The organism is Shewanella litorisediminis, from assembly GCF_016834455.1.
Taxonomy (GTDB): domain Bacteria; phylum Pseudomonadota; class Gammaproteobacteria; order Enterobacterales; family Shewanellaceae; genus Shewanella; species Shewanella litorisediminis.
The window spans coordinates 3,772,551-3,797,231 of record NZ_CP069213.1; the positions used below are offsets into that span (position 1 = coordinate 3,772,551).

General features: G+C 54.6%; 8 protein-coding genes and 4 tRNA genes. 8 read left to right on the forward strand and 4 right to left on the reverse strand.

From position 1 onward, the window contains the following. The first annotated feature begins 191 nt into the window (after positions 1–191). From JQC75_RS16725 to JQC75_RS16755, 7 genes are all read left to right on the forward strand, one after another. Positions 192–12,890, forward strand: coding sequence for an Ig-like domain-containing protein (locus JQC75_RS16725; protein WP_203325148.1), 12,699 nt, complete (start codon positions 192–194; stop codon positions 12,888–12,890). A gap of 94 nt (positions 12,891–12,984) precedes the next feature. Further along, positions 12,985–15,156 (forward strand): type I secretion system permease/ATPase, encoded by a 2,172-nt coding sequence (locus tag JQC75_RS16730; RefSeq protein ID WP_203325149.1) that lies wholly within the window; start codon positions 12,985–12,987, stop codon positions 15,154–15,156. After that, entirely contained in the window at positions 15,153–16,535 is a 1,383-nt protein-coding gene (locus JQC75_RS16735) for an HlyD family type I secretion periplasmic adaptor subunit (protein ID WP_203325150.1), read from the forward strand. Before JQC75_RS16730 ends, JQC75_RS16735 begins: the two co-directional genes overlap by 4 nt. Positions 16,536–16,564: 29 nt before the next feature. Continuing rightward, positions 16,565–17,974 (forward strand): TolC family outer membrane protein, encoded by a 1,410-nt coding sequence (locus JQC75_RS16740; protein WP_203325151.1) that lies wholly within the window; start codon positions 16,565–16,567, stop codon positions 17,972–17,974. Further along, a complete protein-coding gene (locus tag JQC75_RS16745) occupies positions 17,971–18,576 on the forward strand; it encodes an OmpA family protein (protein ID WP_203325152.1) in 606 nt (201 codons plus the stop codon). The genes JQC75_RS16740 and JQC75_RS16745 overlap by 4 nt, the downstream gene beginning before the upstream one ends. 16 nt (positions 18,577–18,592) lie before the next feature. After that, positions 18,593–19,300 (forward strand): transglutaminase-like cysteine peptidase, encoded by a 708-nt coding sequence (locus JQC75_RS16750; protein WP_203325153.1) that lies wholly within the window; start codon positions 18,593–18,595, stop codon positions 19,298–19,300. Between the two features lie 8 nt (positions 19,301–19,308). Further along, positions 19,309–21,228: a bifunctional diguanylate cyclase/phosphodiesterase gene (locus JQC75_RS16755; protein ID WP_203325154.1), complete on the forward strand. Its 1,920-nt coding sequence runs from the start codon at positions 19,309–19,311 to the stop codon at positions 21,226–21,228. Between the two features lie 196 nt (positions 21,229–21,424). On the opposite strand, the gene JQC75_RS16760 is transcribed toward JQC75_RS16755, so the two are convergent. The 4 genes from JQC75_RS16760 to JQC75_RS16775 all read right to left on the reverse strand — a co-directional run bounded on the left by JQC75_RS16760 (position 21,425) and on the right by JQC75_RS16775 (position 21,866). Next, positions 21,425–21,501: transfer RNA gene (locus JQC75_RS16760), tRNA-Pro, on the reverse strand. A 77-nt stretch (positions 21,502–21,578) separates the two neighbouring features. Continuing rightward, positions 21,579–21,655: transfer RNA gene (locus tag JQC75_RS16765), tRNA-Pro, on the reverse strand. Positions 21,656–21,678: 23 nt separating this feature from the next. Next, positions 21,679–21,754, reverse strand: a tRNA-His gene (locus JQC75_RS16770). 35 nt (positions 21,755–21,789) lie between these two features. Then, a tRNA-Arg gene (locus JQC75_RS16775) sits at positions 21,790–21,866 on the reverse strand. Positions 21,867–22,081: 215 nt separating this feature from the next. Here JQC75_RS16775 and JQC75_RS16780 point away from each other — a divergent pair. Then, entirely contained in the window at positions 22,082–24,670 is a 2,589-nt protein-coding gene (locus tag JQC75_RS16780) for a bifunctional diguanylate cyclase/phosphodiesterase (RefSeq protein WP_203325155.1), read from the forward strand. The last annotated feature ends 11 nt before the right edge of the window (positions 24,671–24,681 follow it).

Here is a 24,681-nt window from a genome sequence, read left to right on the forward strand (position 1 = left end):
ATATTCGGTGTCAGAATTAGTATAAAAACGTCAAAAAAGACGATAAAAATTCAAGTTTTTTAATAAGTAAGGATGCCGTCAAAAAATTGACTTGAGAGTATTTTAGAATTACACTTCACTTCTTAAGTTGGGTTAATTTTGTCTGTTAACAGGCAAATTCTGTATCGAATATAAGCCGTTGGGAGCTTGTTATGGGTTCGTATATCACACCGAAAAATGGATTGCTCAAGTCGGTAAATGGGCAAATTAGCATGGTCGCTGAAGGCGCAGAAAAAGCAGTTTCTGCAGGTGATGCCATTCCCGCTGGTGCCGTGCTGTGGATCAAGGAAGGCGCGCAGTTTGAATTAGTGCTGGAGGACGGCACCATTATCAGCGAATCAAACACACCCCAAACGGCCAATCAGCCAGAATTTGGTGCAGACCAGATTGACCCTAACGCGCTGAATGAAATCGAAGCGCTACAGGCTCAAATTGCAGCTGGCGATGACCCCACGGCAGACTTGCCTGAGACCGCTGCAGGCGGCCAAACCGGTAACGAAGGCGGCTCTGGATTTGTCAGCCTGGATAGAACCGGCAGCGAAACCCTTGCAAGCGCGGGTTTTGACTCAACTTTCGATGCCCAATCCCCAGAGTCAACCATACTCGAAACCCAACCCATCGAACCCCTGCTTGTAACGCCACTGGCTATTACTGTTGATGCTCCCGACAACTCAACAGACACCACTCCCACCATTACCGGTACCACAGATGCAGAACCCGGCAGCACAGTTACTATTGTCGTCACCGACAGTAACGGCGATACCCAGACGCTGATTACCACAGTGAATGAAGACGGTACCTACAGTGTTGATGTGGCCGACCCACTGCCCGAAGGTGGTTACACCGCCGATGCCAGCGTAATAGATACTGCTGGCAACACTGGCACAGCAACTGATGTGGGCGATGTTGTCTCTCCCGAAGTGAGCATTACCGCCAATCAGACCGACGTAGAAGAAGGCAGCGCAGCCTCTTTCGTTGTGAGCCTTGATGAAGCCTCAAACGAAGACATCACAGTCACCTTTACTTATTCTGGTGTTGCTGAAGACGGTACCGACTTTATCGGTGTCGCCAGCGTAGTAATCCCTGCCGGCCAAACCAGCGTTACCATTAACATCAATACGATTGATGACAATCTGCACGAAGTTTCTGAAGACTTCACCATCACCATTTCCAGCGTCACCGGCGGCAATGCCGTAATAGGTGCCGAAAACAGCGCCAGCACCAACATCGTCGATGAAGACGTACCCGGCCCTGAAGACACAGTCACTGTAACCCTGAACGGCCCTACTACTGTTGCAGAAGGTGAGAATACCGGCACCTACACTGTGACTCTGAGCGACCCAGCCCCTGCTGGCAGCATAGTTACGCTCACTTACACGTATATAACTGCTGATGGCAACGACATTGTTGAAACGGTTCAAGCCATAATTGGCGCAGACGGCGTTACTGCGACCTTCACAATCGCAACCGTTAACGATGACGCATTCGAACCAACTGAATCCTTCAGTGTCAGCGTCAATGGCATTGTGACTCCTGATGGCACACCTGTGTTTGAGAACCTCGATCTGACGAATGCCAGTGTCACCACAGAAATCCTGGACAATGATCTGTCGGCCAGCATCACTCTCGATGCCAATATCACCGCCGATGACATCATCAACAGCGCCGAAGCCGGTCAAACCATCCCTGTTACTGGCGTAGTGGGTGCCGATGTTAAGGTAGGCGACACTGTTACCCTCACCATCAACGGTAAAACCTTCACCGGTCAGGTATTTGATGACAATGGCACTCTGCGTTTCAGCATTGATGTGCCCGGCAGCGATCTGGCAGCAGATGCAGACCGTGTTATTGATGCCTCCGTCACCACCACCGATGACGCCGGCAACAGCGCCTCAGCCAACGACACCGAAGGCTATGGCGTCGACACTGAAATCAGTGCCACCATCGACCTCAACCCCATCGTGGTCGGCGATGACAACGTCATCAACCAGGCCGAAAGCGAAGGCAGCGTGACCCTCAGCGGTACCGTTGGCGGCGACGTCAAACTCGGCGACACCGTGACCCTGACCCTCGATGGCAACGTGATTGCCACCCTGGAAGTGATTGACCTCGGCGACGGCGTACTGGGCTTCACCACCACCGTGGATGCCGCCCTGCTGGTCGGCGCTGACGTGAACAGCATTACCGCCTCCGTCACCACCACCGATGCCGCCGGCAACAGCGCCTCAGCCAACGACACCGAAGGCTATGGCGTCGACACTGAAATCAGTGCCACCATCGACCTCAACCCCATCGTGGTCGGCGATGACAACGTCATCAACCAGGCCGAAAGCGAAGGCAGCGTGACCCTCAGCGGTACCGTTGGCGGCGACGTCAAACTCGGCGACACCGTGACCCTGACCCTCGATGGCAACGTGATTGCCACCCTGGAAGTGATTGACCTCGGCGACGGCGTACTGGGCTTCACCACCACCGTGGATGCCGCCCTGCTGGTCGGCGCTGACGTGAACAGCATTACCGCCTCCGTCACCACCACCGATGACGCCGGCAACAGCGCTTCAGCCAACGACACCGAAGGCTATGGCGTCGACACTGAAATCAGTGCCACCATCGACCTCAACCCCATCGTGGTCGGCGATGACAACGTCATCAACCAGGCCGAAAGCGAAGGCAGCGTGACCCTCAGCGGTACCGTTGGCGGCGACGTCAAACTCGGCGACACCGTGACCCTGACCCTCGATGGCAACGTGATTGCCACCCTGGAAGTGATTGACCTCGGCGACGGCGTACTGGGCTTCACCACCACCGTGGATGCCGCCCTGCTGGTCGGCGCTGACGTGAACAGCATTACCGCCTCCGTCACCACCACCGATGACGCCGGCAACAGCGCTTCAGCCAACGACACCGAAGGCTATGGCGTCGACACTGAAATCAGTGCCACCATCGACCTCAACCCCATCGTGGTCGGCGATGACAACGTCATCAACCAGGCCGAAAGCGAAGGCAGCGTGACCCTCAGCGGTACCGTTGGCGGCGACGTCAAACTCGGCGACACCGTGACCCTGACCCTCGATGGCAACGTGATTGCCACCCTGGAAGTGATTGACCTCGGCGACGGCGTACTGGGCTTCACCACCACCGTGGATGCCGCCCTGCTGGTCGGCGCTGACGTGAACAGCATTACCGCCTCCGTCACCACCACCGATGACGCCGGCAACAGCGCTTCAGCCAACGACACCGAAGGCTATGGCGTCGACACTGAAATCAGTGCCACCATCGACCTCAACCCCATCGTGGTCGGCGATGACAACGTCATCAACCAGGCCGAAAGCGAAGGCAGCGTGACCCTCAGCGGTACCGTTGGCGGCGACGTCAAACTCGGCGACACCGTGACCCTGACCCTCGATGGCAACGTGATTGCCACCCTGGAAGTGATTGACCTCGGCGACGGCGTACTGGGCTTCACCACCACCGTGGATGCCGCCCTGCTGGTCGGCGCTGACGTGAACAGCATTACCGCCTCCGTCACCACCACCGATGCCGCCGGCAACAGCGCCTCAGCCAACGACACCGAAGGCTATGGCGTCGACACTGAAATCAGTGCCACCATCGACCTCAACCCCATCGTGGTCGGCGATGACAACGTCATCAACCAGGCCGAAAGCGAAGGCAGCGTGACCCTCAGCGGTACCGTTGGCGGCGACGTCAAACTCGGCGACACCGTGACCCTGACCCTCGATGGCAACGTGATTGCCACCCTGGAAGTGATTGACCTCGGCGACGGCGTACTGGGCTTCACCACCACCGTCGATGCCGCCCTGCTGGTCGGCGCTGACGTGAACAGCATTACCGCCTCCGTCACCACCACCGATGACGCCGGCAACAGCGCCACCGCCACCGACACCGAAGGCTATGGCGTGGACACTGACATCAGTGCCAGCATCACCCTCGATGCCAACATCACGGCCGATGACATCATCAATGCCCAGGAAGCTGGACAGGATATCCCTGTCACCGGTATCGTCGGCGGCGACGTCAAGGCCGGTGACATCGTCACCCTCACCGTCAATGGCAAGGAATTCACCGGCGCGGTGTATGACGACAACGGCACCCTGCGCTTCAGCATCAACGTGCCCGGCGCCGATCTGGTCGCCGATGCCGACCATGTGATTGATGCCTCGGTCACCGCCACCGATGACGCCGGCAACAGCGCCACCGCCACCGACACCGAAGGCTATGGCGTGGACACTGACATCAGTGCCAGCATCACCCTCGATGCCAACATCACGGCCGATGACATCATCAATGCCCAGGAAGCCGGACAGGATATCCCTGTGACCGGTATCGTCGGCGGCGACGTCAAGGTCGGTGACATCGTCACCCTCACCGTCAATGGCAAGGAATTCACCGGCGCGGTGTATGACGACAACGGCACCCTGCGCTTCAGCATCAACGTGCCCGGCGCCGATCTGGTCGCCGATGCCGACCATGTGATTGATGCCTCGGTCACCGCCACCGACACCGCCGGCAACAGCGCCACCGCCACCGACACCGAAGGCTATGGCGTGGACACTGACATCAGTGCCAGCATCACCCTCGATGCCAACATCACGGCCGATGACATCATCAATGCCCAGGAAGCCGGACAGGATATCCCTGTCACCGGTATCGTCGGCGGCGACGTCAAGGTCGGTGACATCGTCACCCTCACCGTCAATGGCAAGGAATTCACCGGCGCGGTGTATGACGACAACGGCACCCTGCGCTTCAGCATCAACGTGCCCGGCGCCGACCTGGTGGCCGATGCCGACCATGTGATTGATGCCTCGGTCACCGCCACCGACACCGCCGGCAACAGCGCCACCGCCACCGACACCGAAGGCTATGGCGTGGACACTGACATCAGTGCCAGCATCACCCTCGATGCCAACATCACGGCCGATGACATCATCAATGCCCAGGAAGCCGGACAGGATATCCCTGTCACCGGTATCGTCGGCGGCGACGTCAAGGTCGGTGACATCGTCACCCTCACCGTCAATGGCAAGGAATTCACCGGCGCGGTGTATGACGACAACGGCACCCTGCGCTTCAGCATCAACGTGCCCGGCGCCGATCTGGTCGCCGATGCCGACCATGTGATTGATGCCTCGGTCACCGCCACCGACACCGCCGGCAACAGCGCCACCGCCACCGACACCGAAGGCTATGGCGTGGATACTGACATCAGTGCCAGCATCACCCTCGATGCCAACATCACGGCCGATGACATCATCAATGCCCAGGAAGCCGGACAGGATATCCCTGTGACCGGTATCGTCGGCGGCGACGTCAAGGTCGGTGACATCGTCACCCTCACCGTCAATGGCAAGGAATTCACCGGCGCGGTGTATGACGACAACGGCACCCTGCGCTTCAGCATCAACGTGCCCGGCGCCGATCTGGTCGCCGATGCCGACCATGTGATTGATGCCTCGGTCACCGCCACCGACACCGCCGGCAACAGCGCCACCGCCACCGACACCGAAGGCTATGGCGTGGATACTGACATCAGTGCCAGCATCACCCTCGATGCCAACATCACGGCCGATGACATCATCAATGCCCAGGAAGCCGGACAGGATATCCCTGTGACCGGTATCGTCGGCGGCGACGTCAAGGTCGGTGACATCGTCACCCTCACCGTCAATGGCAAGGAATTCACCGGCGCGGTGTATGACGACAACGGCACCCTGCGCTTCAGCATCAACGTGCCCGGCGCCGATCTGGTCGCCGATGCCGACCATGTGATTGATGCCTCGGTCACCGCCACCGACACCGCCGGCAACAGCGCCACCGCCACCGACACCGAAGGCTATGGTGTGGACACTGACATCAGTGCCAGCATCACCCTCGATGCCAACATCACGGCCGATGACATCATCAATGCCCAGGAAGCCGGACAGGATATCCCTGTGACCGGTATCGTCGGCGGCGACGTCAAGGTCGGTGACATCGTCACCCTCACCGTCAATGGCAAGGAATTCACCGGCGCGGTGTATGACGACAACGGCACCCTGCGCTTCAGCATCAACGTGCCCGGCGCCGATCTGGTCGCCGATGCCGACCATGTGATTGATGCCTCGGTCACCGCCACCGACACCGCCGGCAACAGCGCCACCGCCACCGACACCGAAGGCTATGGCGTGGACACTGACATCAGTGCCAGCATCACCCTCGATGCCAACATCACGGCCGATGACATCATCAATGCCCAGGAAGCCGGACAGGATATCCCTGTCACCGGTATCGTCGGCGGCGACGTCAAGGTCGGTGACATCGTCACCCTCACCGTCAATGGCAAGGAATTCACCGGCGCGGTGTATGACGACAACGGCACCCTGCGCTTCAGCATCAACGTGCCCGGCGCCGACCTGGTGGCCGATGCCGACCATGTGATTGATGCCTCGGTCACCGCCACCGACACCGCCGGCAACAGCGCCACCGCCACCGACACCGAAGGCTATGGCGTGGACACTGACATCAGTGCCAGCATCACCCTCGATGCCAACATCACGGCCGATGACATCATCAATGCCCAGGAAGCCGGACAGGATATCCCTGTCACCGGTATCGTCGGCGGCGACGTCAAGGTCGGTGACATCGTCACCCTCACCGTCAATGGCAAGGAATTCACCGGCGCGGTGTATGACGACAACGGCACCCTGCGCTTCAGCATCAACGTGCCCGGCGCCGACCTGGTGGCCGATGCCGACCATGTGATTGATGCCTCGGTCACCGCCACCGACACCGCCGGCAACAGCGCCACCGCCACCGACACCGAAGGCTATGGCGTGGATACTGACATCAGTGCCAGCATCACCCTCGATGCCAACATCACGGCCGATGACATCATCAATGCCCAGGAAGCCGGACAGGATATCCCTGTGACCGGTATCGTCGGCGGCGACGTCAAGGTCGGTGACATCGTCACCCTCACCGTCAATGGCAAGGAATTCACCGGCGCGGTGTATGACGACAACGGCACCCTGCGCTTCAGCATCAACGTGCCCGGCGCCGATCTGGTCGCCGATGCCGACCATGTGATTGATGCCTCGGTCACCGCCACCGACACCGCCGGCAACAGCGCCACCGCCACCGACACCGAAGGCTATGGCGTGGACACTGACATCAGTGCCAGCATCACCCTCGATGCCAACATCACGGCCGATGACATCATCAATGCCCAGGAAGCTGGACAGGATATCCCTGTCACCGGTATCGTCGGCGGCGACGTCAAGGTCGGTGACATCGTCACCCTCACCGTCAATGGCAAGGAATTCACCGGCGCGGTGTATGACGACAACGGCACCCTGCGCTTCAGCATCAACGTGCCCGGCGCCGATCTGGTCGCCGATGCCGACCATGTGATTGATGCCTCGGTCACCGCCACCGACACCGCCGGCAACAGCGCCACCGCCACCGACACCGAAGGCTATGGCGTGGACACTGACATCAGTGCCAGCATCACCCTCGATGCCAACATCACGGCCGATGACATCATCAATGCCCAGGAAGCCGGACAGGATATCCCTGTCACCGGTATCGTCGGCGGCGACGTCAAGGCCGGTGACATCGTCACCCTCACCGTCAATGGCAAGGAATTCACCGGCGCGGTGTATGACGACAACGGCACCCTGCGCTTCAGCATCAACGTGCCCGGCGCCGATCTGGTCGCCGATGCCGACCATGTGATTGATGCCTCGGTCACCGCCACCGACACCGCCGGCAACAGCGCCACCGCCACCGACACCGAAGGCTATGGCGTGGACACTGACATCAGTGCCAGCATCACCCTCGATGCCAACATCACGGCCGATGACATCATCAATGCCCAGGAAGCCGGACAGGATATCCCTGTCACCGGTATCGTCGGCGGCGACGTCAAGGCCGGTGACATCGTCACCCTCACCGTCAATGGCAAGGAATTCACCGGCGCGGTGTATGACGACAACGGCACCCTGCGCTTCAGCATCAACGTGCCCGGCGCCGATCTGGTCGCCGATGCCGACCATGTGATTGATGCCTCGGTCACCGCCACCGACACCGCCGGCAACAGCGCCACCGCCAACGACACCGAAGGCTATGGCGTGGACACTGACATCAGTGCCAGCATCACCCTCGATGCCAACATCACGGCCGATGACATCATCAATGCCCAGGAAGCCGGACAGGATATCCCTGTCACCGGTATCGTCGGCGGCGACGTCAAGGCCGGTGACATCGTCACCCTCACCGTCAATGGCAAGGAATTCACCGGCGCGGTGTATGACGACAACGGCACCCTGCGCTTCAGCATAAACGTGCCCGGCGCCGATCTGGTCGCCGATGCCGACCATGTGATTGATGCCTCGGTCACCGCCACCGACACCGCCGGCAACAGCGCCACCGCCACCGACACCGAAGGCTATGGCGTGGATACTGACATCAGTGCCAGCATCACCCTCGATGCCAACATCACGGCCGATGACATCATCAATGCCCAGGAAGCCGGACAGGATATCCCTGTGACCGGTATCGTCGGCGGCGACGTCAAGGTCGGTGACATCGTCACCCTCACCGTCAATGGCAAGGAATTCACCGGCGCGGTGTATGACGACAACGGCACCCTGCGCTTCAGCATCAACGTGCCCGGCGCCGACCTGGTGGCCGATGCCGACCATGTGATTGATGCCTCGGTCACCGCCACCGACACCGCCGGCAACAGCGCCACCGCCACCGACACCGAAGGCTATGGCGTGGATACTGACATCGGCGCACCCACTGTATGGATTGTTGATGACGGCACGCCAGGCGATGGCTTGCTCACTCAGGGTGAAATCAACAGCAATGGCCCTGGGGTTCAGTTGCAGGCCAATGTGAGCCACGCCGATCTGTTGGAAGGGGGTTTTGTTACTCTGACAGTGACGATTGGCAATGCCCAGCCTCAAGAATATGAGCTGGAGTTGGTAAATGGCGTACTGCAATTTACCAATGGCGATCCTGCACCAGACTTCGACTACAACAACGGTGTTATTACCTGGAGTGAAGCCGCACCCGATGCCGGACAAAGCATTACGGTAACCGTCACTCAAACCGATCTTGCTGGTAATGAATCTGCAGAAGACTCTGATACTGCCCAGGTATTTGCTCCTGCCAATAATGAGATAAGCGTCAACGAAAGCGATCTGCGTGACAATGTGCCCAATGTGGTTTCGCAGCAGATTTCCTTTACCGCTGGCAACGAAGCATTGACTCAGTTCCGCTTTGGCGATGTAAGCAGCATTCAAGCTGCAACCAACCTTGCTACAGGCGTAAGTATTGCTTGGGCTCTGGCATTGGATGGTAGCTTGGTCGGTAGTATCGGCGGTGTACCTGTCATCAAGTTGACACTGACCGATACAGATCCAATCTCTACCAACACGACTGGCAGCATCAGCGTTAACGTGGAATTGCTGGATAACATTAAGCAAGTCAACGGCGCAAATGACATCAATCTCAGTTCGCTGATTGAAGGTATCGTTATCGAGGCTGTTGGCGAAAATAACAGTGTTATTTCTGCAACCTTGAATGTCACCATTAATGACGACGTCATTGAAGCCTCGGCCACTAACAGCAGCGGCTTGAATGCTGCTGATACCCAGATCAGCGGCACAGTTTCGGTAGCAGGCGCAGACGGAAACGATAACGAATCAGCCGATCAATACAGTGCTGATCTGTCTGTAAACATTTCTGGTTGGAGCGAATCGTCTACCTATGCCGACTCCGGTCTGATGACCTCGGGCAAGGCGATTTACTACTATGTCGATCCGGACGACACTTCGGTGCTGATTGCCTATACGAGCTCCTCAGCTGCCGAATGGGGTGCCCCAGGTGCGATTCAAACCAAGATCTTCACACTGACACTGGATCCAAACAGCGGTGAATATGTGCTGGATCTCGAAACACCGATCACCAAGATCACCAGCACAAACGCCGATCTGACTGGTAACATCCCGGGCGGTAACGACGAAGATTTGTTCGTCATGCTGAACGGCGCAGTTAAAGGTGAACCAGAATCAGGTGACGTGGTGCTCTGTACTATCACAGCAACTGACTCCAACGGTGTCAGTACTGTTAACACCAGCCCCAATGGTATTGGTGTTGGTACAGGTAAGGACATCGGCTCTGGTGAAACGCTGACGCTTGATTTTGGCTTCCCGGTCACGAACTTCACTGGCATCAGCCTCTCCTACAATAACGGCAATGCATACACTGGCGTGTTTACCATCAACATTGTGGGTAAAGATGCATATGGCAACGATCTGATAAAGAGCTTTATTGCCACGCCTGCAACTTTGGCCAATTTGATAGCCTCCGAAGGGTTTGCTGAGTTCACTAAGATAGAGCTCTCTACCGCAGCAGGAGGACAAGACTTCAACTTGAAGAACTTCACTGCGAACAGCCTCAGTGTTGACCCTCTGGGAACCGTATTGAACTTCAATGCTGCAATCATAGACAGTGACGGTGACACAGATTCCAACAACCCATTCACTGTGACGCTGAATGTGCCGAACGCACTCAACGCCGTCACACCCGCTGCGTTTACCAGCCTGGCAGAAGCCAAACTGGTATCCGATACCATGGATGCCGATACCGATACCTTGGTATTCAAGGCGGGTAGCAGTGACGTTAACAACGTCAGCTTCAGCGCCGACGTGAGCGATATCCAGGTTGAAGGCATTCGCCAACCAATGAGTTGGAGAATCGAAGGTGGCGTGCTGATTGGCTCTATGCCTGGCCGTGGCGACCTGCTGAAATTAACCTTGGACTGGAATGCAATCGAAGCCGGTGAGCAGGGTTCTGTTGTTGTTGAGGCAGAGCTGCTTGGTAAGCTGCCTCACAACGTAGACTATGACTCTCTGACTGTTACGGGTATCAAGGTTGTTGCAACCGATACCAGCGGCGAAACAGCCAAGGCAGACGTCACAGTAACAGTTGCCGATAGTCAGCATATTGCTGCCGATGACGACAACCATGTCGATGTACTGATAGACGCCTTTGAAGTTCGCGATATCACGGCCAGATGGACTGACTGGAAAGCTGAATCAAGCAGCTCCAATGTAAGAACCTCTGACGGCCCAGATGACGATAATGGCCACGATAGAATTCGTTGGGGCAACGTTGGCTACGAACAACCACGTTCTGGCTATAACTTTGATGAAAACACCGACATTCAGGTGGGTGATGTAGGGCTGAACCAGAACATCATTCTGGGCAACTTTACCCATGTAAACCAACCAATCAATGGCTATTCATCAATTACTGAAGCCACCCTCGAAGTCACTCTGATGATCAATGGTGTACCAGCCAAGGTCACTCTCGAGTTTAATCACAATGAAACCGGTGGTTACAACAACCCACCCGATATAGTGACTGTTGCCAACACATCCTCTGAGTTTGTGTACGATGGCGCTCGTTACACCCTGAAAGTAATGGGCTTCCTCGATAGCAATGGCGAGGTCGTGACCAGCATCAAGACAGCTGAGGGCGCCTCCACCAGCTTCCCGTTGGTTGTGCAGTTGATTCCAGGTGATGGATTTGAACTGCCGCTTATCGGTGGCAACGTGCTCCACAACGATATCCAGGGCGCCGATGGCGATATGGAAATCTACGGAGTGTCACACAGTGGCAACAACGCCACTGAATCCAATGGCACCTTTGTAATTCAAGGCACATACGGAACCCTGACTCTGTACGGCAATGGCAGTTACAGCTATCAGGTCACAACTGTAGGCAGTCTGATACCGGACAATGCAGTCGACACATTCAGCTACACCATTGCTGACAGCGATGGCGACCTTAGCACTGCGGAATTGAATATTAACCTCAATGCCGTAGAAGAATTGCCTACCGTTTACGAAGGCACACAGGGCGTAGATTCGTTCCTGCTGACAAACTCGACCACAGGAAAGGGCCAGTTTGCCGTGTCTTCCAGTGGTTATGACGCCGTCGCTTCAACAGCATCTGCCGATGTGATCAATCTGGATACTGCCTTGCACATCAAGGCTGGTGACAGTAACGATTATGTGGATCTGGGCATCTCACGGGCTGATAACACTGTGGAAACCGGCAGCGCATTACCCAATGTAGCCAGCCAAATGTCCCAAGAGGACGTACTTTCCAGCAAGTTTATGTCAGCACGCGATATCTTGGATAACGATGGCAAGCTGAAACAAAATGTGTTGGAAGAAGTGCAGCCCAACACAGATACCGTCAACCTAGGCCTTGGTGACGACACCGTTTATGGCGGTGAAGGCTCTCAAATGGTGTTTGGCGGCGCCGGCAACGACTTACTCATCGGTGGTGAGGGTATTGACGGACTGCGTGGCGGCGAAGGCAATGACACCATCATCGGTGGCCTTGGAGACGACGTGCTGCGCGGTGACGGCGGCGCTGATACCTTCGTATGGAGAGCTGGCGAAACCGGGACTGACCATATCATCGACTTTAACGTCAACGAAGACAAACTGGACTTGAGCGATCTGCTGCAAGGCGAAGAAAATGGCAATCTGGAAGATTACCTGAGCTTCAGCTTTGAGCGGGGTTCAACCACCATTGAAATTGATGCCAACCGCGATGGTACTGTTGATCAGCGCATCGTACTGGATGGTGTTGATTTGGCCGATGAGTATGGTCTGGCCTCAACCGATGAATCAGGGATCATCAATGGTCTGCTGGGGAACGGTACTGGCCCATTGATAGTGGATACCCAAGCCGATACAGGCGCAGCTCAGGCTGTGGGACGTATCATGTCACTCGATGAGGATCATAAGACTGAGTTGATGCCTTAATACCTCAACCAGGAAAATGCCGGGCTATAGCAATATAGCCCGGCATAACTATACTGGGTCTAACGTCATAAAAATAATAAGGTAAATGTAAACGGTGTCTTTATCTGCTTCCGGAAGCGATGAGCAATGGACTATCGCAGCTTCCACGCGGGTCACTGTCGATCCCCTGTTGGATAGCCTGGTGCTCCTCACTGAATATTTTGGCTCCCCCTGCTCCAGTGAATCGCTGGCGGCGGGGCTTCCCTTATCGGGAGCCATACTGACGCCTGATTTGGTCCCTCAGGCTGCTTCAAGAGCCGGTCTCAACGCCCGCTTGACCCGTAAAGGACTGGATCAGATCTCCCCCATCATGATGCCCTGCATCCTGTTGCTGAAAGACAAGAAGGCTTGCCTACTCAGAGAATTAACCTCTGAAAAAGCAGTCATTCAGTTACCTGAAACCGGTGGTGAAGAAACACTGCCCATTGAACAGCTTGAAACCCTCTATGTTGGCTATCTGTTTCTGGTAAAACAGCAATATCGTGGTGACATGCGCTTTGACGTGCATCATCACGACAATAAAAGCCACTGGTTACTGAAAACCCTGAGAGATGCGGCACCCATTTACCGCGATGCGCTTATTGCCTCAGTGTTGGTCAACCTCTTTGCCTTGGTGTCACCCCTCTTTATCATGAATGTTTACGATAAAGTGGTGCCCAATCTGGCATTCGAGTCTCTGTGGGTATTGGCCATTGGCGCCGGCATCGCCTACATCTTTGATTTGGTAATGCGCCAGCTTAGAAGCTACTTGATTGATGTTGCTGGTAAAAAAGTTGATATCATAGTGTCATCGCAACTGTTCGCCAAAGCAGTGGGCATACCACTGTCGAAACGCTCCCCCAGCGTTGGCGGTATGGCCAAACAGCTCGGCGAGTTTGACAGCATCAGGGACATACTGACATCCGCCACCATTACCACCTTGGTGGATTTACCCTTTGCCCTCTTTTTCCTGATTATCATTTTTATTGTTGCCGGCGATCTGGCGATGCTGCCGTTACTCGGTGGCGCCATCATTATTGGCTACACCTTGTATATACAGCCAAAGCTGAAGGCCGCTATTGAAGAAAGTAATAAATTTGCCAGCCTGAAGCATGGCCACCTGATTGAAAGCCTCGCAGCGCTGGAGTCCATTAAGGCCTATGGCGCCGAAGGACTGGTGCAAAAAAGCTGGCAACAGATGATAGGTCACACCGCCAACTGGCAGCTCAAGGCCAAAAAGCTGTCCAACTCGGTATCAAACGTCGCCAGTTTTATGGTGCAACTGACCGTGGTCGGCGTGGTCATTCTGGGGGTTTATCGGGTTGCCGATAATGCCATTTCCATGGGGGGGATTATCGCTGCGGTAATGCTTTCCAGTCGCGCCATGTCTCCCATGGCACAGTTGGCAAGCCTGTTAACCCGCGCCAATCACACTGCCAGCGCCTTGAGGCAGCTTGACCAAATCATGACCCAAGAGGATGAGTTTCAAAACAAGGGTCATCTGGTCAGTAAAACCCGTCTGATGGGTAAGATTGAAGCTGACCATGTGAGCTTTTGTTATCCGGGCTCCGAAAAGCCTGTGCTGCATCCAACGTCTTTGTCCATTCAGCCGGGCGAAAAGGTGGCCATCATAGGTCGAAACGGCTCGGGGAAAAGTACACTGGCAAAACTCCTCTGTGGCCTTTATAAGCCCACCAAGGGCAGTCTCAGATACGATGGAGTAGACAGCGCACAAATCCATCCCAGTGACCTGCGCAGAAACTTCGGTTATTTGCCTCAGGATGTGGTGCTCTTCCACGGCTCCATCAGAGACAACATACTCTTCGGTACCCGGCAGGTATCTGAGCATCAGTTGATCCGGGCGGTTCAAATCTCCGGGGTGAGCCTCTTTACCAATCTCGAATCAGAAGGCCTGGATCAACAGGTCGGCGAAGGCGGACAGGCACTGTCTCGGGGCCAGCGCCAGACTGTTGCCCTGGCTCGGGCCACCCTCAACGACCCACCAATATTGCTGATGGATGAACCCACTGCCAGTTTGGATGCCAGAGCGGAAAAACAATTTATCCGTGCAATGGAGCATGTCAGTAAAGACAGGACTCTCGTTATCATCACCCACAAGATGCACCTGCTGAAATTGGTTGACCGGGTGATTGTTTTGGACCGGGGCCATGTACTGGCCGATGGCCCCAAAAATGAAGTGCTTGAAAAACTGAGTTTGGGACTGCTCGCGGGAGGTGCAAAAGGATGAGTAAGGCACTGACTACCCGTGACCTTGAGATGGTCGATGACGTTTATGGCGCCATGATGACCGATGCCCCGACCAGCCATAGACTTACCATCTGGGCGCTCACATCGTTAATCTTCGCCTTCCTTATCTGGGCGTATTTTGCTGAGCTGGATCAGGTCACCGTGGGCACAGGCAAGGTTATACCCTCTTCCCAAATCCAGGTGATTCAGAGCCTGGACGGCGGTGTATTGCAGGAACTGTTTGTGCGCGAAGGTAACATAGTCACCAAGGGAGAGCCCCTGGCACGTATCGATGATACCCGCTTCCGCTCCGATTTTGCTCAACAGGAGGAAGAGGTATTCAGCTTACAGGCAAATGTGATCCGCATGAGGTCTGAACTCAACAGCATTACCGTGTCGGATATGGCATCAGACTGGCGTGAGCAGGTTCGAATCGTCAAACAGGACCTGGTATTCCCCGAAGCACTTAACGCGCAAAAACCTGAAATGATTGCGCGTCAACAAGCCGAGTACAACGGCCGGCTCGATAATCTGGAAAACCAGCTGGAAATTCTGGCCAGGCAAATTCAGCAACGCCAGCAGGAAAATGAAGAGCTGACCACCAAAATTGCGACCATGACCACCAGTTTTCAGTTAATTAGTCGCGAACTTGAGCTTACCCGTCCGCTTGCTCAAAAAGGCATTGTGCCCGAGGTTGAACTGCTGAAGCTGGAGCGGACCGTCAATGAACTCCAGGGTGAACTCAAGGCCATGCGTCAGCTCAGGCCTAAAATCAAAGCCACTCTGGATGAAGCAATTTTAAAACGCCGTGAAGCCGTGTTTGTATTCGCTGCTGATGCCCGTGCGCAATTAAACGAGATGCAAACCCGTTTGTCCCGTATGAGCGAAGCACAGGTAGGGGCGCAGGATAAGGTAAGCAAGGCCGTCATCACCTCACCGGTCAATGGCACAGTGAAAACGGTGCACATCAACACACTCGGCGGCGTGGTGCAGCCCGGGGTCGATATTATGGAAATCGTACCCTCCGAAGATCAGCTGCTTATTGAAGCCAAGATCACCCCTAAAGACATCGCGTTTTTACACGTTGGCTTGCCTGCCGTAGTTAAGGTCACAGCCTATGATTTTACCCGCTATGGCGGGTTACAAGGCACTGTTGAACACATCAGTGCCGATACCACCCAGGACGAAGAAGGTAACAGCTTTTATCTGATACGCGTCAGGACCGCAGAGTCCAGCTTGGTTAAAGACGATGGCACGGAGATGCCAATTATCCCCGGGATGCTGACCTCTGTTGATGTCATCACCGGACAAAGATCCATTCTTGAATACATACTTAATCCAATTCTAAGAGCCAAAGACACCGCACTTAGGGAACGATGAGGCTCTAACTAAACCGGGAGGGTTTATCAATGAACAAGAAACGCTTGCAACAGTTGCGCTTGGGCGTACTGGCTGCAGCCATAGCTGGCATCATGATGCCTATGGCCGCAAGTGCCATGACGCTTGAACAGGCCGTCGCCCACACGCTGGACAGCAACCCTGACCTGCGTGCTGCCTTCAACCGCTTTAAAGCGCGTGAAGAGCAGGTAAATCAGGCGATTTCCGGCTATATGCCTACGGTGGATATCACCGGTGGCTGGGGCTGGGAACAAACGGACAGTCCAGCAACCCGTCGTCGCTTTGGTCGTGACGATGGTGAGTTTGAACTCAAGCGCGGTGAAGCCGGGATCAGCATCCGTCAAATGCTGTTCGATGGTTTTTACACGTCCAGCGAAGTGGATCGCCTGACTTTTGAAGCCAGCGCCGATCAGTGGGCCTTGTTCGCAGCTGCCGAGGACATGGCACTGGATGTGGCTAAGGTGTATGTCAATTATATCCGTGCCGAGCAGGTAATGACGCTGGCGGAGAAAAACCTGGCGACTCACAAAGAAATCTATGACCAAATCAAGCAGCGTACGGATTCCGGTCTGGGTTCTATTGCTGACTTGTCTCAAATCACGGGTCGTCTGGCTCGTGCCAATGCAAACGTGATTTCAGCCCGCAATAACTTCTTCGATGCCAAGGCGCAGTTCGCCCGTGTAGTGGATAAAGCCCCCGAGGATATGATTGTCCCCGTGCCTGATGCCGATATGCTGCCCACCGACTTATCGACCAGTGTAACTCTGGCCCAGGATAACCATCCTGTACTCAAGTCAGCAGCGGCCGACATCAATGCAGCAGAGAACGAGCGTTCATCTGCGCAATCGAACTATTACCCTCGCGTCACTCTTGAACTCGATGGTAACTGGAACAATAACCTCGATGGCGAAGACGGTATCGCAGGCTCAGGCGCCTTCCGCACCGATGTGGGTGGTTACAACAACGACCTGGTTGCCATGGTTCGTGTTCGTTATAACCTGTTCGCCGGCGGCAAAGACCTGGCTCGTGAAAAAGAAGCAGCCTACAAAATCGGTGAAGCCAAAGAAATCCGTCAACGCGCTTATCGTGAAGTCGTTGAAGGCGTCAATCTGGCATGGAATGCCTACGAAATGCTGACGCCTCAGAAAGACTACATCCGTGAACATGTCAAAGCGGCAAAAGACACTCAAGTGGCTTATACCCAACAGTTCAATCTGGGGCAGCGCACCTTGCTCGACTTGCTGGATACCGAAAACGAACTCTTTGAAGCCCGTAAAGACTATCTGCAGGCCGAGTTCGATGAGATTGTTGCCAAGTATCGGGTACTGAATGCCACGGGTCGCCTGTTGGATTCACTGAAGGTGACCAGACCCACGGTATGGCAGGGAGAGCATGAATATGAAGGGGGAGTAAAACCATGAGAATGACTTTATTGATGTTGGCTCTGCTGAGCCTTGGTGCCTGTTCCATGCGCGATACCGTGAACATGGATCAGCCTACGACGCAGGTATTTGATCTCAACGATCCGGACAAAGACGGTGTGATTGAAGCCCGTGAGCGCTGCGCCGGCACCATGATGGGAGCTGCTATCGACAACTATGGCTGCGGTGATATCAAAACCATCAACGAGCGCAGGGAAGTAAAGGTATTGTTCCCCAACGACTCTTCCTATCTTGCCCCACAATACTTCGGCCAAATTGAGGAGCTGGCGTCTTTCATGCGTCAATTCCCCAATACCAAGGTGACCATTGAAGGTCACTGCAGCCGGACAGGTGGATATGACTACAACATGGAGCTGTCTCAGCGCCGTGCCAATGCCGTCACCGAGGTATTGATCCAGCAGTATGGTATCGACTCCGGCCGCCTCAAGGCGGTGGGATTTGGCTACAACAACCCGGTTGACCCAAGTGACACTCCTGAAGCACATGACAAAAACCGTCGCGTGATTGCAGAAATTGTCGGTGACGACACTACTGCCGACATGAAGTGGAACATATATACTGTCGACCAGGAAGTGAAATAACATCTGAATCAAGAGCATGAAAGGCAGACAAACGTTTACCCAAACAATGCTTAAGGTCTGCCAACACAGCCTGTTGGTATCGGCCATATTGGGAACGTGTCTGTTTGCCCAGTCCAGTACACAACTGGACAGGAGCAAAATCGTTTCCACCCTGGAAGGCAAATATGGCACCAGGGCTGGCAAACGGGCCAATGCCTGGTTTCAGGTGGTTGACTCGGCTCAAGGGCTGAGCGAAATGGAAAAGCTGACGAAGGTGAACACCTTTTTTAATCTGTTCACCTTCGTCGACGACATTAAGTTGTGGGGCGATTCCAACTATTGGGCAACACCCATGGAATTTATCGGGGTTGCCGGTGGCGATTGCGAAGATTTTTCCATCGCCAAGTATTTTACCCTGTTGCAACTCGGTATACCGGACGAGAAGCTCAGGATCACCATGGTAAAGGCAACCTCAGTCAATCAATACCACATGGTGCTGGCCTACTATGAAACACCGGGCTCCGTGCCGTTGGTACTCGATAATCTGGATAAGGAAATCAAGCCGGCAACCGCGAGGCGAGATCTGCTGCCTGTTTATAGCTTTAACGGTAAACAACTGTGGTTAAACAAAGAAAAGGGACGGGGTGTGCTCGCGGGCTCTTCCTCGCGGCTGGAAAAATGGACCGATTTGACCCACAGATTAGGGGTTGAACGGCTCAGGCAACCCAAGATGAGATTGGAGTAACTAACGATATGACACTGTTTCGACAGCTGTATTCGCTATTGTTTGGTCTGTTTTTATTGGTAATCACCGCCTTGGCTTATGTGCAATTTACAGAAACCAAGAGCTTTTTAACCAAACAGATGGAGTCAGACCTCAATAACGTCAGCAATTCGCTGGGTTTGTTGCTGGTCCCTGCCCTGGAAACCGGCGATATCGCCACCGCCGAGACACTCATCAATGTTATTTTCGAAGGTGGTTACTACCAGCAGGTAAAGTTGACCTGGTTAGTGGATGGCAAACAACAGGAATGGAACAATAGCCTCGAAATCCAGGGCGTTCCTCAGTGGTTCATTAACCTTGGTATTTTCGGCACCATCAAAAGGGAAAGCACTATCACCTCGGGTTGGCTGCAGCTGGCGCAACTGGAAGTGACTGCCCACCCAGGGTTTGGTTACCACGAACTGTGGCGCATTCTCACCAACACCATCATCGTCTTTTCCATCCTGTTTTTGGTCGCCATATTCCTCGCACGCTTTGGCCTGAGCTGGATCTTAAGGCCGCTGCACATAGTGTCTGAACACGCCAAGAGCATTGCCAATCGTCAGTTCGGCCCTGAGCTTGCCATCCCCAAGACCAGCGAGTTAAAGGAGGTGGTGATTGCGTTTAACAGTATGTCTTCCCAGCTCAAGCAAATCTTCAGCTCGCTGGACGAAGAAGTGACCGCACTGCGCAAAAAGAATCTGGTGGATCAGGTTTCCGGCTTGCCCAACCGCCAGTATCTGGTGGGGCGCATTAACAGCTGGCTCTCTGAACCCGGCAGCGGTGCACTCTTTATGGCCAAGTTTGATTGGCTTGAAGAAGTGCATGCCAAATACGGATATCAGGTACGGGACGAAACCATCAAACTCCTGTCAGAAAAACTGCAATCCCAACTGGAAGAAATTGCGCCGGGCGTGGTTGCCAGAATTGCCGCATTTGAGTTTGCGTTTCTGGTATTTGATGTCGATAAAGAACTTATCAGTAAGTACCTGCAAACCCTGATCCGCACGGTCAATCAGGAAATCTCCAAAGCGGGTGGCAAACCCAATGAGCATTTCGCCATAGGTATTGCTGAACGCATTGGCTCTATGACTGTGTCTGACATCCTGGCGCAATCAGATAACGCACTGCAAACCGCTATCAAGGGTGGCAAGGTATATCACTGGTTTGAATCCAGTGAAGAGCAGATGTTTACCCGGGAGCAGTGGCGTGAAAAGCTCTCCAGCGCCATTAATGCCAAACTGTTTCAGTTCCGCTGGCAGCCAATTCAGCTCAGCGACGGCGCAGGCCTGTTGCAGCACGAACTTTACTGCCAATTGGAAATTGGCGATAAGCTGGCCCATGCAGGGCAATTTATGCCCTATGTAGAGCTGCTTTCTCTGGGGGCATTGCTGGATAAGTGCTTGATCCAAAAGGTGCACGACATACACCTGCTGGAGCGGAACTTCGAGCCGGTCGCCATCAATCTGACCCATCAGAGTTTGACCGACACAGATTTTCACCAGTGGCTGCAGCAGTTCCTGCGCTCAACGCCCATGGCAGACCGTCTGTGTTTCGATATTCCTGAATCCGGGGTCTACAGTAATCCTGAAGCCTGTGAGGCTCTGTGCGCCATCATCAGGGACAATGGCGCCAAATTTGGTATCGATCACTTCGGTCGTCAGTTTGGCTCTATGTCTTATCTGCAGACCCTGAGACCCAGCTATGTGAAACTGGATCAATCCTTCGCCTACTACGACGAAAACCAGCACAACGCAGAGCTCTGCCGTGCCTTGGTCAACGTGGCCCGAGGCCTGGAAATTCAGGTTATCGTCACAGGTATTCAGGAAAAAGCCCAGCTGGATCGCTTTATTCCGCTGAAAACTACGGCATACCAGGGCTTTATTGCACCACCGGTGAATGTGAGCTGAGTTCATCAATAATGACGTGTACTTAAGGCACCCTCTGAGGTGCCTTTTTATTGGGCCGTTGAAGGCCTTGGTTTGACAGAATTGCCGCCTGCTCATCGGCGGAGTCAGCGCTAAAGACGGCTGCACAATGCCACAAGGCTTGCACGCATGGCTTGCAAAACGGAGTAATGGATTCAGAAGGTATACAGAAAGGAGGTGGTCGGTGATAGAGGATTCGAACCTCTGACCCTCTGCTCCCAAAGCAGATGCGCTACCGGACTGCGCTAATCACCGAAACATCAAATAACACTGTGACTGAAAACAAAAAAATGCCTTACGGCATTGTTCTGTATTCAAAAAGAAGAATGAAGTGGTCGGTGATAGAGGATTCGAACCTCTGACCCTCTGCTCCCAAAGCAGATGCGCTACCGGACTGCGCTAATCACCGACGAATTTCTTCATCAGGAAAAGTGGGGTGACTGATGGGGCTCGAACCCACGACAACCGGAATCACAATCCGGGACTCTACCAACTGAGCTACAGTCACCACTGAATTTCCTTGCTGACCCGACTTAATCCAACTGGCGCACCCAGAAGGATTCGAACCCTCGGCCTCACCCTCCGGAGGGGTGCGCTCTATCCAACTGAGCTATGGGTGCCCCGCCGTGTCAGCGCCGCATATAGTAGGAGGTATTTGTTCCTGAGTCCAGAGCAGAAAATGCTTTTTTTCATCGTTTGCTCAAGTTTTGATTAATCCACTGGTGTGCATGCGCAAAAATCCTGCTAAGAATTCACTTTGACCCTATCCCATTCGGGAGTATGCTGTTCTTTTAACGTCTCTGTTACCCACCTATATACAACTGCGACGAACAATATGTTTAGGGATACTGGATTTAAGGATGAAGCCAATTCCCCGTCAGGGGAAAGCATTGAGCGGTTACTGAAGCGGGTTGACAGGCTCAGACGGCTGGCTGGCAAATATAAACGTGCCGAAATCATCCGGGATGCACTCTTACAAATTACCCATATCGCCACCGAAGTGAGTTCTCCGGAAGACTTCTATGCTGGCGTGCACACGCATCTCAAATCCCTGATAGCCGCAGACAACTTTTTTATTGCCACCTATAACCACCGCACCGAGCGCCTGGAAATTCCCTTTTTTGCCGATGAGATGGATCCCCATCCGGCACAAATGTACCCTGATAGAGACATTCACAGCATACTGATGCGCGGCATCACGGGTTATGTCTTTCGCTGCGGCGAAACCATGCTCTGTAACGAAGCCGATTTTGAACGCCTGGTTGCCGAGCAAGCCATCGAGAATTGGGGCAGCGCCAGCCACCAGTGGCTCGGGGTGCCCATTCGTTATCAGGAGCGTACAACCGGCGTCCTGGTGGTACAAACCTACGACCCCAAGGTGAATTACGGCCTCACCGAAATCGAGCTGATGGAATTTATCAGCCACCATATTTCAGGCGTGATGGAGCGTCTTCGTCATCAGGAGCAACTCGAACAATCCATAGACCAACGCACCCGGGAACTCAGCGAAGCCTACGACAAGCTGAAACTCGAAGTCTATGAAAGACGCAGAGCCGAGCGGCTGCAAAAATCCCTGTTTGAAATTGCCGAATTGTCGGCCTCAGGGCTGGAGCAGGAAAACTTCTATAGCCGACTTCACAACATTCTCAGCCACCTGATCCCCGCCAGTAACTGCTACATAGCACTGCTCGACGATCGCAATCAGCAGCTGCATTTTCCCTTTTATGTGTCGCAGCTGGGTACAGAGCCCCCAAGCCGTCGCCCCTTAACCGACGGTCTGACAGAATACCTGCTCAGTAGGCGCCGACCACTGCTGCTGGACCAAAATGACATCCGGGACCTGATTAATAAGGGGGAGATTTATGTCAACACCCCCGCACTGAACAACACCCAAAAGATGCATCAATGGATTGGTGTGCCACTGTTTATTGGCGACGAAGTTCGCGGCGCCCTGACCATTTACAGCCTCAGCATGACCCAGAACTATCAAATACGCGATCTGGAGCTGCTGACCTTTGTTTCCCAGCACATAGGCACCGCCATTGAGCGCAAGCAGCATGCCGAGTTTCTGAAAAAGAGCTACGAGCGGCTCGAGGAAAAAGTGGCTGAGCGCACCCGCGAGCTGGAACTGGAAATTCAGCGCCGCCGTGAAGTGGAACAAAAGCTGATTCACGACGCCAAGCACGATACCCTCACAGGTCTGCCCAATCGCAGCATGTTTACCGAGCGCCTGGGGCAGGCAGTGCGCCATGTCAGGCGCCATGGCCGCGACCAATTCGCGTTGCTGTTTATCGACCTGGACAGATTCAAACAAATCAACGATACCCTGGGTCACCTTGAGGGTGACCGCTTCCTGATAGAAACGGCCCGCCGTCTGTCCAATTGCATCCGCGAAAACGACACCCTCGGCAGGTTAGGCGGCGACGAGTTTGTGGTGCTGCTTGACCAGATCAACACCCCCAAAGACGCCGAGGAAGTGGCAGAGCGCATCCTGTCGCAACTGTCGGAGCCCTTCCAGCTGGGGGACGCCCTGTTCCAATCCGGTGCCAGTATTGGTATTGCGGTCAGCGGACGCAGCCAGCAGGATACCCCCGAGTCCATGTTGCGCGACGCAGATGCCGCCATGTATCAGGCCAAATCCCGTGGCAAGGGTTGCTATGTGGTTTACGACAGCAAGCGCCGCGAAGAACATCAGGCCGAGCTGCACGATGAAGGCTTATTGCGGGATGCTTTAGCGCGGGACGAGCTGTATCTCAAAATCTTGCCGGTGGAATCCCTCTCTACAGAGGAGCCCTTGGCCTATCGCCTAAGCCTTGGCTGGCGCGACCCCAAAGGGGGCGAACTGGCTGAAGAAACCATGCTGTCCATTGCCGAGCGCTCCAATCTGGTTCTCGAGTTGGACCGCTGTCTGCTGAGGCGGATCAAACGGCCACTTCCGCTCGAATTGAACGAGGCAGAACTGCATTTGTGCCTTTCCAGTGCCCATCTCAAGCATAAACATGCCCTGAGAGGCCTGAAAAACATGGTGAGAGAGTTGAACCTCGATCCTGCTAGGCTGTGGTTGTTCTTCGATGAACGTGCTCTGGTGCAGGATACACAGGGACATATTGCAGGCTTTGAAGCGCTGGGCAAACTGGGGGTCAGTTTTGGGCTGTCAGGATATGGCAACGGCTACAGCTCGCTGAAATCCCTGACCCTGATGCCTATCAAGGCGTTAAGGTTGGCGCCCACCACCGACCGACACGGCTCGGAAAAAGTGCGCTTACTCACCGCCTCGGCCATGGCTGCTACTTCATTGGGATTAACCGTTATAGCCTCTGGCACTGAATGCAGCCTGACCCGTCAGAGCCTCATTCAGGCAGGAATAGACCGCATTCAACAGCTGCAGCCAACCTACCAAGAACAGAGCAGCGTCTGCGCCTGATACTCAATCAA

Coding starts and splice junctions, on each gene's coding strand:
- JQC75_RS16780 (WP_203325155.1), top strand. CDS start 22,082: ATGTTTAGGGATACTGGATTTAAGGATGAAGCCAATTCCCCGTCAGGG.
- JQC75_RS16745 (WP_203325152.1), top strand. CDS start 17,971: ATGAGAATGACTTTATTGATGTTGGCTCTGCTGAGCCTTGGTGCCTGT.
- JQC75_RS16735 (WP_203325150.1), top strand. CDS start 15,153: ATGAGTAAGGCACTGACTACCCGTGACCTTGAGATGGTCGATGACGTT.
- JQC75_RS16750 (WP_203325153.1), top strand. CDS start 18,593: ATGAAAGGCAGACAAACGTTTACCCAAACAATGCTTAAGGTCTGCCAA.
- JQC75_RS16755 (WP_203325154.1), top strand. CDS start 19,309: ATGACACTGTTTCGACAGCTGTATTCGCTATTGTTTGGTCTGTTTTTA.
- JQC75_RS16740 (WP_203325151.1), top strand. CDS start 16,565: ATGAACAAGAAACGCTTGCAACAGTTGCGCTTGGGCGTACTGGCTGCA.
- JQC75_RS16725 (WP_203325148.1), top strand. CDS start 192: ATGGGTTCGTATATCACACCGAAAAATGGATTGCTCAAGTCGGTAAAT.